General features: G+C 72.9%; 10 protein-coding genes. 4 read left to right on the top strand and 6 right to left on the bottom strand.

The genetic code is table 11. The features are described from left to right. Positions 1-12: 12 nt before the first annotated feature. On the bottom strand, positions 13-174 hold the full coding sequence (fxsA, locus tag ACFY61_RS16160; RefSeq protein WP_389472199.1) for an FxSxx-COOH cyclophane-containing RiPP peptide: 162 nt from the start codon (positions 172-174) through the stop codon (positions 13-15). A gap of 203 nt (positions 175-377) precedes the next feature. Here fxsA and ACFY61_RS16155 point away from each other — a divergent pair, with 203 nt between their 5' ends. Further along, positions 378-1,274: a DUF4231 domain-containing protein gene (locus ACFY61_RS16155; protein ID WP_389472197.1), complete on the top strand. Its 897-nt coding sequence runs from the start codon at positions 378-380 to the stop codon at positions 1,272-1,274. Between the two features lie 18 nt (positions 1,275-1,292). Here ACFY61_RS16155 and ACFY61_RS16150 read toward each other — a convergent pair whose 3' ends face one another. The 3 genes from ACFY61_RS16150 to ACFY61_RS16140 all read right to left on the bottom strand — a co-directional run bounded on the left by ACFY61_RS16150 (position 1,293) and on the right by ACFY61_RS16140 (position 4,658). After that, entirely contained in the window at positions 1,293-1,772 is a 480-nt protein-coding gene (locus ACFY61_RS16150) for a hypothetical protein (protein WP_389472195.1), read from the bottom strand. A gap of 82 nt (positions 1,773-1,854) precedes the next feature. Further along, positions 1,855-2,748 carry a S1 family peptidase gene (locus ACFY61_RS16145; protein ID WP_389472192.1) on the bottom strand — a complete coding sequence of 298 codons (894 nt, stop codon included), beginning with the start codon at positions 2,746-2,748 and terminating at the stop codon, positions 1,855-1,857. Between the two features lie 641 nt (positions 2,749-3,389). Then, positions 3,390-4,658, bottom strand: a complete 1,269-nt coding sequence (locus ACFY61_RS16140) for a DUF5685 family protein (protein ID WP_389472190.1) — start codon at positions 4,656-4,658, stop codon at positions 3,390-3,392. A 291-nt stretch (positions 4,659-4,949) separates the two neighbouring features. On the opposite strand from ACFY61_RS16140, the gene ACFY61_RS16135 reads away from it, so the two are divergent. After that, positions 4,950-5,393: a cell division protein SepF gene (locus ACFY61_RS16135; RefSeq protein ID WP_389472188.1), complete on the top strand. Its 444-nt coding sequence runs from the start codon at positions 4,950-4,952 to the stop codon at positions 5,391-5,393. Positions 5,394-5,402: 9 nt separating this feature from the next. Here the strand turns inward: ACFY61_RS16135 and ACFY61_RS16130 are convergent, their stop codons facing one another. Both ACFY61_RS16130 and ACFY61_RS16125 read right to left on the bottom strand, forming a co-directional pair. Continuing rightward, the gene (locus tag ACFY61_RS16130) at positions 5,403-6,569 is read right to left on the bottom strand and encodes an acyl-CoA dehydrogenase family protein (protein ID WP_389472185.1); all 1,167 of its coding nucleotides are present in this window, start codon (positions 6,567-6,569) and stop codon (positions 5,403-5,405) included. Positions 6,570-6,863: 294 nt separating this feature from the next. Then, entirely contained in the window at positions 6,864-8,486 is a 1,623-nt protein-coding gene (locus ACFY61_RS16125; protein WP_389472182.1) for an MFS transporter, read from the bottom strand. A gap of 264 nt (positions 8,487-8,750) precedes the next feature. On the opposite strand from ACFY61_RS16125, the gene ACFY61_RS16120 reads away from it, so the two are divergent. Next, the gene (locus ACFY61_RS16120; RefSeq protein ID WP_389472179.1) at positions 8,751-9,866 is read left to right on the top strand and encodes a glycosyltransferase family 39 protein; all 1,116 of its coding nucleotides are present in this window, start codon (positions 8,751-8,753) and stop codon (positions 9,864-9,866) included. Positions 9,867-10,057: 191 nt separating this feature from the next. Continuing rightward, positions 10,058-11,041, top strand: a complete 984-nt coding sequence (locus ACFY61_RS16115; protein WP_389472177.1) for a phosphatase PAP2 family protein — start codon at positions 10,058-10,060, stop codon at positions 11,039-11,041. Positions 11,042-11,080: the final 39 nt, after the last annotated feature.

The following is an 11,080-nucleotide window of genomic DNA, read 5'->3' as shown; positions in this document are numbered from 1 at the left end:
CGGACAGGCCTTTCAGAGCGCGGAGTTGAAGGTGGGGGCCTGGACGGGACGAGTGGATTCCGACGGGAGTACCCGGCCGAGCGCGGCTGTCGCGGAAGCGCTGCGGGCGTCGATCTCGGCGAGCGGGACCCGACGGGTCTTCGCGCCGGTCGGGGGGGTTGCGGAAGTCTTCACGGTTCCGTCCTATGGGAGGGCCATATGGAATGGGCATGGAAATGACAACAGCGACGCGCTAGTGTCAGCGTGGACTTTACTCTTCCACGCCCTCTTGGCAACCGAGACATGAGGCCAGGTCAAGCGTTCTATCGAAAGAGTGAGCACCAGAGCAGCCGACTAGGGGGGTCGCTGTGAAGGATTTCTCCGGACCGCCGAACAGCGTGACTTTTCGGAACGAGGACCTTCCGGCTCTCTTCCACCACACCGACCGGGCGGCCGTCTCGCGCCAGCGGGAGTCCACCCGGGCCACCCGCGCCCAGCTGCTGTTTCTCGTCGTGGCCGCGACCGCCGCGGCCCTGCCCTCCACTCCCCGGATCGGGTCGCTCGAACTCTTCGGCCTGGTCGGGGTGTCGGCGTACGCGGGGGTGCTCGCGGTGGGTGCCCGGGCGACCCGGAGGCGCGCCCGCCCGCAGTGGCAGCTCAACAGAAGTGCCGCGGAGTTCATCAAGTCGCTGTCCTGGCGGTACGCCGTGCACGGGCTGCCCTTCGGCTCGGACGCCGAGGATCCCGAACTGGCCTACCGCACACGGCTGGAGGCGGGTCTGGCGGAGCTGCGGAAGATGGGCTGGGAGGATCCGCGCGAGCTCGGTCTGGTGCCGCGGGACGGTGAGATCACCGGCGCCATGAGGCGGTTGCGGGACCTGGACTACCAGGTCCGCCGCGAGACGTACGTACGGGACCGGCTGATCGAGCAGCGCAACTGGTACCGCCGGCGCACCGAGGCGTCCCGCCGGGCCACCGCCCTGTGGTCGTGGAGCATCGTGCTGCTGACCTGCCTGGGTCTGCTGTTCGCCCTGGTCGGCGCCTTCGGCGCGGGGCCCGCGGTCCGCGTCAGCGGGCTGCTGAGCGCCGCCGCCGCGGCCGGCATCGCCTGGAACGAGGTGCGCAGGCACCATCCGCTGATAGAGGCGCACACGCTGGTCGAGCAGGACCTCGCCGCGATGATGGTGGTCATGCAGACGACCATCACCGAGGGGCACTGGCCCTCGGCGGTCTACGAGACCGAGCGGTACGTCTCGCCGCAGCACACCGACTGGCTGGCGCGGCACAGCAGTTGACGACAGCTCAGAAATGCTTCAGTCGCGCGGGACACCCTCGCGCCAGATCACGGTGACCGGCTTCCCGAGCTCCCGCGCGTAGGCCACGATGTCGCCGGTACCGCCCAGTCCGCGGGCCGGCAGGCCGTCCCAGACGGCCACCAGCCGGTCGCAGGAGTCCGCGATCCAGGTACCGGCCGCGTAGTAGGCCTCGTCGGTCGAATGGGCGAAGTCCATTCGGACCTCCTGGGCCGCCCGCCCCCTGAGCCGGCGGTAGCGGGCCAGCGAGGCCTCGTCCTCGAACGCGTCCTCGTAGTCCTCGCTCGGGATCACCGCGACGAGGTCGGCGCCGCATTCCAGGGCGATGTCGGCGAAGATCTGGTCGGCCCCGTCCGCCAGGCTGGACAGCGCCTCCAGGGGCCCCTCGTGCCCCTCGAGCACGGACCGCAGCCCGTCCCGGACGTGACCGAGCACCTCGTCCGGGATGGACCGGTGCCCGGTCACTCCGATGCGCTTCATATCCCGTTTCCCCCCGTGGACGCCCTGGACATCCTCCCAGAACCGGGGAGGACGTCCAGGGGTCCGAACGGGCGCGCGGGGATCAGTAGACGCTCACCCCGTAGGCGGCCAGCGCCTCCTTGACCGGCTGGAAGAACGTCGTCCCGCCGGTGCTGCAGTTGCCGCTGCCGCCGGAGGTGAGGCCGACCGCGCGGGTGCCGGAGTACAGCGGGCCGCCGCTGTCACCGGGCTCGGCGCACACGTTCGTGCGGATCATGCCGTAGACGATGTCCCCGCCGCCGTAGTTCACGGTGGCGTTGAGGCCGGTGACCCGGCCGCTGTGGATACCGGTGGTCGAGCCGCGCCGGGTGACGGCCAGGTTCACCGTCGCGTCGATGGCGCTGCTGATGTCCTGGTTGCCGACGCCGCCCGGGTGGGACAGCGCGGTGTTGCTGTAGCGCACCAGGCCGTAGTCGTTGCCCGGGAAGCTGGAACCGACCGTCGGTCCGATCGCCGTGGTGCGGGCCGAGTTGGTGTACCAGGTGCCCGCGCCGTCGGTGCAGTGGCCGGCGGTGAGCACGTAGTACGTGGTGCCCTTGCGGACGTTGAACCCGGCCGAGCAGCGCCAGCTGCTGGCGTAGATGGCGTCGCCGCCGGAGAGCAGCTTGGTGAGCTTGCCCGGGGTGCGCTCGATCCGCAGGGCCCCCGCGTCCCGGCCTGCCGCGCGCTTGATCTTGGCGATGTCGGCGGCCGACACCGTGGAGTCCGCCGTCACCACCAGGGTGCCGGTGGCGGTGTCGGTGTGCCAGGCGGTACCGGCGACGTCGGCCCGCAGGACCGCGGCGTCGGCCGCGGCCAGCCGGTCGGCGCTGTAGCCGCCGTCCTGTCCGCCCTGGTCGTCGGCGCTGGCCGTCGCGGGTACCGCGAGCGCGGCTACGGCGGCCATGCCGGCGGCTAGCGCGGCCAGGCGGGTGGGGGTGATGCGCTTCTTCCTCACTTGTCGTCCTCCCGGATGGGTGTGGGGGTCGTCCGGACATGTGGTGAGGCGCAGTCAGGTACCGCGACCGGACCCGTGGGTACCGGATTTTGGCCGTGCCCCTGACAAGCGCTGCTCGGGAGTCTCGTGTCCTTGGTCAGCCGTCGGCAAGGGCTGGATTCAGCCGCCGCTCACGGGCGGGCACCGCGAGGAGCGGGGTTCCGCCGGGGGGTGGGCACGGGCGGACGGAGTGGTCGCAGAGGGTGCGGGGCGGCAGCGGGGCCCCGGTTCGGACCGGCCCCGGCGGTGCCGTCGGCGGCCGGAAATCGTGGCTGGAGAAAGCGGACGGGGGGGCCGTGGCGGCCGTGCGGACCCGCGGCGGCGGCGCTCGCGGAAGGGCCGGCCGGGGGGCCGGCCGGCCTCGGCACCCGTGTCCTCGCGCGCTCGCGCCCTCGCCCCCGGACGGCCGGAATTCGACCTTCCGGGTAGCCGGCGGGTGCGGCGGTGTGCGGGGCGTACGGGGCGACCGCCGTGTCCGGCCCGTGCCCGTGCCGCTCCTGCCGGGCGGCGGCCGCGTCATCGCTCATGCCGGTCACCCTTCCACACCGCCGGGGGCGGGCACCTCGGTCTACGCCGTCCGGCGGTGTGGAGCTGAGGGTCCCTCAGCAGCCGTCGCAGGGGCAGCAGCAGCAGTCGCAGCCGTCGCACCCGTCGCAGTCGCGGCAGCAGCCCTCGCGCTTCTTCCGCGACCAGGGCCCCTCGTACTCCTTGGCGCAGCAGATCTGGCAGGTGCAGAAGAGGCCGACGGCCACCGCGCAGCCGGCCCAGAAGCCGCGGCGCTGCGGGCGCTGCGGCTGCGGCGCGCCGAAGCCGCCGGGGCCGGGGGGCGGCGGCATCCCGGGTCCGCCCGGCCCGCCGGGCACACCGGGCGATCCCCCGCCGTAGGGGTTCCGACCGTACGGGCCCTGACCGCCGTACGGGCCTTGGCCACCGTACGGTCCCTGGCCGCCGTACGGACCCTGGCCGCCGTACGGGCCGGGTCCGGCCGCGGAGGCGGTCCCCGCGTGCCCGCAGGAGCTGGTGCCGAAGGCCCGGTCGACCGAGGCCCGCAGCTCGTGCACCAGCAGCCGGTGGGCGAGACCTCCGTCCGCGAACTCGGTCTCGCGCAGTGCCAGGCGTATGCCGTGCAGGGCGTCGTCGCAGAGCCGCCGGGCCTCCGCGAGCGGGGTGCCTGTGGCGTCGAGGGGGTTCCAGGCGCCCGCGGCACGGTCCGCCCCGAGGTCCTCGACGGCGTCCAGCAGGTGCGCGAGCCGCCCGAAGTACCGTCCGGCCTCGGCCAGCGAGGGGGCGTTGCCTGGCCGTCCCGCCAGGATCGCGGTATGCGCGAAGGCGGCCGCGGTGGCGGTCTCGGTGGGCTCGGTCACGGCGAGCACCGGCGTGCCGGGCCCGGCCAGGGCCTCGACACCCGGCTGCCGGTCCACCGCCTCGACCAGTACGGCCGTGTCGAAGCCGAGCGCGGCCCCGGTCCGGGCCCCGGCCCGGTCCCAGCCCCTGGCGACCCGGCGGGCGGCGGCCGCGATCGGGGCGCGGGCCAACAGCCCGTCCCGGTCGGCGACGTGGTCCCGGACCTTCGCCGAGGCCAGGACCAGCGACACGGCGGCCGCGAGCCGGGCACCCTCACCGTCGGCCACCGAGGCGGTCCGCATGCCGCGCAGCGGGCAGGGGCCGGCGGTGCGGCGGCCCCCTGCGGACGCCCCGGACTGAGCCTCCGTCAGAACGGATACGAGCAGCCCGTCGTAGTTGGTGACGATCCGGGACGCCTGTCCGCGCTCGCCCCTAAGTGCCAGGCACAGCCCGCAGAGATGGGCCATCCACTCCGCCTTGAACCGCTCGCCGAGCCGGTGCGTGCAGGGTCTGACGATGCCGAACAATCTGGGGTCCCCCGTGTGTCGAGCGCGTGCTTGCTGGGCATCGTATCCAGCCAGTGCCTTCACCCGTGCGTCGGCTGCGGTCACCCGGACGGAGGCAGTGGTCGTATTTTCACTCAGTCAGCAGTGGTAGCTCCCGAGAACCTTGAGCGTGCACCGGATGTTCTGCACCAGTACCGTCACGAAAGCCCTGCGCGGCGGCTATCCACTTGGCGCGTTGTCAGCATCATGGACGACCATAGGGATTGCGGAGATGAAGACGACAGACGACAGCCGCGGTGAAAGGAGGCGTCCATGGGTTCGGTGCGCAAGGCGAGTGCCTGGCTGGGCCTCGTAGAGGACAGCGACGACGAACGCTACTACGACGACGAGTACGCGGAGACCCCGCACGGTGCGCACGGCGGCGACCAGTGGGTCACCGACCCCCGGGTCAGGGTGGTCTCCGACTCGGCCGTCGAGCAGGGACGGCGCATCGCCACCGTCACCCCGGACGGCTTCCGCGACGCCCGCGGCATCGGCGAGCTGTTCCGCGAGGGCGTCCCCGTGATCGTGAACCTCTCCTCGATGGACCCGGCCGACGCGAAGCGCGTGGTCGACTTCGCGGCCGGCCTGACCTTCGGGCTGCGCGGCTCGATCGAGCGCGTGGCGACCAGGGTCTTCCTGCTGACCCCGGCCGACACGCAGATCGTCAGCGGGGAGGGCGGCCGGGCCGCCGACGGCTTCTTCAACCAGAGCTGAGCGGGGTGCTCACCGGAAGGCGTCGAGCCCGGTGAGTGCCTTGCCCAGTACCAACTGGTGCATCTCGACGGTTCCTTCGTAGGTGAGGACCGATTCGAGGTTGGTTGCGTGCCGCATGACGGGGTACTCGAGGCTGATCCCGTTGGCGCCGAGGACGGTGCGTGCCGTGCGGCAGATCTCGATGGCCTCGCGGACGTTGTTGAGCTTGCCGAAGCTGATCTGCTCCGGGCGGAGCGTCCCGGCGTCCATCCGGCGGCCCAGGTGGTGGGCGAGCAGGATCCCCTTGTGCAGCTCCAGCGCCATGTCGGCGAGCTTGGCCTGGGTGAGCTGGAAGCCGCCGATCGGGCGGCCGAACTGTTCGCGGGTCTTCGCGTAGTCGAGCGCGGCCTCGAAGGAGGCGCGGGCGGCGCCCATCGATCCCCACACGATGCCGTACCGGGCGTGGCTGAGACAGCTCAGCGGCCCCTTGAGTCCGCTGACCCCGGCGAGCACGGCGTCGGCGGGCAGCCGTACGTCGTCCATCACGAGCTCGCTGGTGACGCTGGCCCGCAGGGACCACTTGTGCTTGATCTCCGGGGCTGAGAAGCCAGGCGTGTCGGTGGGGACGGCGAACCCGCGGATCCCGTCTTCGGTCTGCGCCCAGACGACGGCGACCGCGGCGACGGAGCCGTTGGTGATCCACATCTTGCGGCCGTTCAGCACCCAGTCGGTGCCGTCGCGCTTGGCGTGGGTGCGCATGGCGGCGGGGTCGGAGCCGACGTCGGGCTCGGTGAGGCCGAAGCAGCCGATGTACTCGCCGGCGGCCATGCCCGGCAGCCACTGCTGCTTCTGCTCCTCGGAGCCGTAGCGGTGGATGGCGTACATGGCGAGCGACCCCTGGACGGAGACCAGGGAACGGATGCCGGAGTCCGCGGCCTCCAGCTCCAGGCAGGCCAGGCCGTACTGCACGGCGGTGGCGCCGGCGCAGCCGTAGCCCTCCAGTGACATGCCCAGCGCCCCGAGCGCGCCGAGCTCGCGCGCCAGCTCGCGGATCCCGGGCAGCTCGCCCTTCTCGTACCAGTCGGCGACGTGCGGCAGCACCCGGTCCGCGGCCCAGCCGCGCACGCTGTCGCGGATGGCGAGGTCCTCGGGGGTGAGCAGCTCGTCGAGACCGAGCGGATCGGTGGGCACGAACACGGTGGCGCCTCCGGCGGGGTGCGGGGTTGTGCGGAACCTTGCACTGCGAGTTTTCCGCGCCGACGCTAACCCCCACCGGCCCGCACCTCAACCCCGACCGGCCCCGAGCGACGATTGACCGTGCCCGGTCGAAGCCCCCGGGACACCTGGCGCAGCCGGGCCACACCTCAAGCCCGAGCGGCGATCGAGCGGGACCCGGCGGAGCCGAGCCGCGCGGCCAGCGGCTGGAGTGCCGCACCCGGCCCGGCCCGCAGGGCCCCGCGGGGCGCGGGGCGGGCCGGGCCGGGGCCGGCGTCAGGCGGGGTGGTGGGCCGGGTCGCGGTCCTTCGTGGGCTGGGCCGGGATGCGGACCGCGCCCCCCTCCACGGCCGGCGCCGCCGGATCCGCGCACTCCATCGCCCGCGGCAGCTTCAGCGCCATCACCGCCCCCGTCAGCAGCAGTCCCGCGCTGACCAGCAGGGTCACGTGCAGCCCGTGGACGAAGGAGACGCGCGCGGCGGTCTCAAGGGCCTCCCCCGCCGGGCCGCCGAGCGCCGCCGCGATCTGGTAGGCCTCGCCGAGCGAGTTCACCGCACCCGCGGAGTCCTCGGCGGAGACGCCCGGCACGTCCGCCAGCCCCGGCGCGTACGCCGCGTTCATGACGCTGCCGAGCAGCGCGATGCCCATGCCCGCGCCCAGCTGGTACGAGGTCTCGCCGATCGCCGCCGCGCCGCCCGCCGCCTCCGCCGGGGCCTCGCTCAGCATGGACTCGTACGCCGCGAACAGCGTCGTCTGGAGGCCGAAGCCGAGCAGCACGAAGCCCAGGGTGAGCAGCAGCGGCCGGTCGTGCTGGCCCATGAGGGTCAGCAGCAGCACGGCGAAGGCGGTCAGCGCGAAGCCCAGCGAGACCATGGCCCGCGGCCCGATCCGGTGCAGGGTGTACGACCCGGTGCCGCCCGCGGCCATCGCCGCGAAGGTCAGCGGCAGCAGCCGCAGCCCGGTCTCCAGCGGGGACAGGTGGAGCACCAGCTGGAGGTACTGGACGGCGATGAGCTCCAGGCCGACGAGCGCCAGCATGGCGAGCACGATGCAGCCCACCGAGGTGGTGAAGGTGACCCGGGAGAACATCCGCATGTCGATCAGCGGGTGCTCCCGCCGCTTCTGTCTGCGGACGAAGAGGACGAGCAGGACCGCGCCCAGCAGCAGCGGTACGAACGCCCGCGGGTCGAGGAAGCTCTGGTCGGCCCCGGCCCGCTTCACGCCGAGCACCACGCCGAGCACACCCGCCGCGGCCATCAGCGCGCCGACCACGTCCCAGGGGCCGTCCGCCGCTCCCCGCGACTCCGGCAGCAGCCACCGCCCGAGCGGGAGGATCAGCACCATCAGCGGGATGTTGATGAGGAAGACCGAGCCCCACCAGAAGTGCTGCACCAGGAAGCCGCCGAGCACCGGCCCGCTGGCCGCGCCGATGGCGGCGACCGCGGTCCAGATGCCGATGGCCAGGGCGCGTTCCTTCCGGTCGGGGAAGACCTGGCGGAGGATCGACAGCGTGGCCGGCATGATCATCGCGCCGCCGACGCCCAGCAGGGCCCGCGCGGCGATCAGGACCTGCGCGTTGTCGGCCAGTGCGGCGATGGCCGAGGCCACGCCGAAGAGCCCGTAGCCCAGGAGCAGGATCCGGCGCCGTCCGACCCGGTCGCCCAGCGTGCCGAAGAGGATCAGCAGCGAGGCGCAGACCAGCGGGTAGGCGTCCACGACCCAGAGGAGTTCGATGGAGCCGGGGCGCAGGTCCTCGGTGACGGAGGGGACGGCGACGTGCAGGATGGTCGCGTCGAGGGCGACGAGGACCAGGCTGACGCACAGGACGGCCAGGACCACCCAGCGATTGGCTCCGCCCGCGACCGCGGTGAGCCGCTGCCAGGACTTCGGTCCGGACATGCATGTACCTCCCAGTGATCCCTCGCGTTCGGTGGACCAGCGTTGTGACGTGCCGCGGGTGAGCGGCTTGGGTTTACGGGGTCCGGCATCGACACGCGAGTGAACGGCCAGCGTACGCGAGTTCGGTCAGGCGGCACGTGGTCAAGCTCTCACCCCGGCGGCGGCCGGGGTGTGGCGTGCGCCACTCGCACCTCCCCCTCGTGCACGCGGGGTCACGGTCCGTGGTTCCTTCCCGTGGGCCCCTGTCGGACACCACCGATAATCATGCCCGTGAAAGATCTTGCCGTTCGCCGGGCCGCGCCCGCCCTGCTCGCCTTCGCGGCGGTCCGCCTGCTGGTGCTGACCGTGCTCGGGGTGTGGGGGGCGGTCGCCGGCAGCAGTCCGCACCAGCTGTTGTCGGCCCGCTGGGACTCCCTCTGGTACGCGCGGATCGCCGCCGAGGGTTACGGGTACGCGATCACCCTGCCGGACGGCGACGTCCACTCGAACCTCGCGTTCTTCCCGTTGCTGCCCTGGCTGGAGCGGCTGGTGTCCGCCGTGACGGGGTCGTCGTACGGGTCGGCCGGGCTGGTGGTGTCGGCGGTGGCGGGGCTCGCGGCGGCCTGGGGGATCTTCGCGGTCGCCGACCGGCTGTACGGGCCGCGGGCCGGGGTGTGTGCGGCGGCGGCCTGGGCGGCGCTGCCGGTGGGGATCGTGCAGTCGATGGCGTACAGCGAGTCCCTGTTCACGGCCCTGGCGGCGTGGGCGCTGTACGGGGCGCTGCGCGGCCACTGGATCACGGCCGGGCTGCTCGCCGCCGGGGCGGGGCTGACCCGCCCGGTCGGTGCGGCGGTGGTGGCCGGGGTGTGGGTGGCGGCGGCCATGGCCTGGCGTGCCGGCCGGGCGTCGTGGCGTACGGCGGTGGGGGTGCTGCTCGCTCCGGCGGGGGCGGCGGCGTACGTGCTGTGGGTGGGGGCGTGGACCGGCCGGGGAGTGCTCGGCTATCTGGAGGTGCAGGCCGGCTGGGGGAACGGTTTCGACGGGGGGCTGGCCTTCGCGCGGTTCGTCGGGGCCCGGCTGGGGTCGTCGGCGTGGCCTGCGGGGGTGGGTCTGGTGGCGGGGGTGCTGCTGGTGCTGTGGCTGTACGCGTCGTGCGTGCGGCAGCGGCAGCCCGTGCCGCTGCTGGTGTACTGCGGGATCGTGGTGGCGCTGGCGCTGTGCGCGTCGGGGTACTTCGGGTCGAAGCCGCGGCTGTTGCTGCCGGCGTTCCCCCTGGTGTTCCCGGTGGCTGCGGGGCTGGCCCGGTGGCGGCGGGGGCGGGCGGCGGCTGCGCTCGGGGCGGCGGCCGTGGTGGCGGCGGTGTACGGCGCGTTCTGGCTGAACGGTTCCGGTCCGCCTTAGCGGAAGCGTCAATTCCATTCTTTTGCCGATGCGGAATTGACGCCTCGACATAAAAGCCGGGTAAGCCCTTTGGAGAATTGCTGGATTTCCCGGGAATAAAGGCCGGAGTGAGACCTGCTCCACATCACATGGTCATCACAAACGGCGCCATAGGTCCGGGTCGACCACGCGCGCGCGGTAACGTCGATTGAGTGCGTACCGACCAATCATTCACCCGTCTGGAGCGGCTCTTCGCCCGCCTCGACCGTGAACCCGAACGACCGGCTCATCTGCAAACGCCGCAGATGAGCCGGCACCGTGCGGTGCTCTTCGCGTCAACCCTCGCGTTCTATCTGGCGATTGTCGTCGCCGTCCTGACCACTTCCTGGCTGGTCCGGCTGGACTGGCAGGTCATGTTCTGGCGGCCCTACGAGCAGTGGCCGGAGCTGCACGCCTTCCTCGACTACCTCGTCGTGCTGGGCCAGCGCGGGCCCACGGCGGTCATGGTCGCCGCCTGGCTGGGCTGGCGCTCCTGGCGGCAGCACACCATCCGCCCGCTGCTCACCCTGGGCGTCGCACTGCTGCTGCTGAACGTCACGGTCGGCTCGGTGAAGCTCGGTCTGGGGCGGCTCGGTCCGCACTACGCCACCCGGATCGGTTCCGCCGAGCTCTTCGCCGGCGGGGATATATTTCCTTCGGGCCACACCGCCAACGCCGTCGTGACCTGGGGAATCCTGGCCTACCTGGCCTCCACCGTGCGCACCCGGCGGAACCTTTCGGTACTCTCCGCCGTCGTCGCCCTGAGCGTCGGCGCCACCACCGTCTACCTCGGCACCCACTGGGTCAGCGACGTGCTGCTCGGCTGGGCCGCGGGCCTGCTGATCCTGCTGGCCCTGCCCTGGTTCGAGCCGCTGATCGCCCGCGCCGAGGCCTGGATCTTCGAGGTGCGCGAGCAGGCGCTCCGCCGTCCGGCCGGCCGGGCCACCGCACCCGCGCCGTCCCCGGCTCCGGTGCCGGTGGGCGCCCGTGCGGCCGTACGGCCCGCGGCGCCGCGGACCGCGGTGGTGCACCTGACGACCCGGCCGCACGTCATCCGCTCCGAGCGCGCCCCGGTGGGACCCCACGGCGGCCGGCGGCCGGCGCACGCCGAGCGGGCCGCCCGCACCCCCTCCGCCCGGCCGGTCGCCGGGGGCTGAACCACCCGTCGCGCGGGGGCCGGTACGCACCACCGGGCC

It is taken from the genome of Streptomyces sp. NPDC012888 (assembly GCF_042900645.1).
Lineage (GTDB): Bacteria > Actinomycetota > Actinomycetes > Streptomycetales > Streptomycetaceae > Streptomyces.
This window is presented reverse-complemented; position numbering and strand designations above follow the sequence as displayed.

Coding starts and splice junctions, on each gene's coding strand:
- ACFY61_RS16150 (WP_389472195.1), bottom strand. CDS start 1,772: ATGAAGCGCATCGGAGTGACCGGGCACCGGTCCATCCCGGACGAGGTG.
- ACFY61_RS16135 (WP_389472188.1), top strand. CDS start 4,950: ATGGGTTCGGTGCGCAAGGCGAGTGCCTGGCTGGGCCTCGTAGAGGAC.
- ACFY61_RS16125 (WP_389472182.1), bottom strand. CDS start 8,486: ATGTCCGGACCGAAGTCCTGGCAGCGGCTCACCGCGGTCGCGGGCGGA.
- ACFY61_RS16120 (WP_389472179.1), top strand. CDS start 8,751: ATGCCCGTGAAAGATCTTGCCGTTCGCCGGGCCGCGCCCGCCCTGCTC.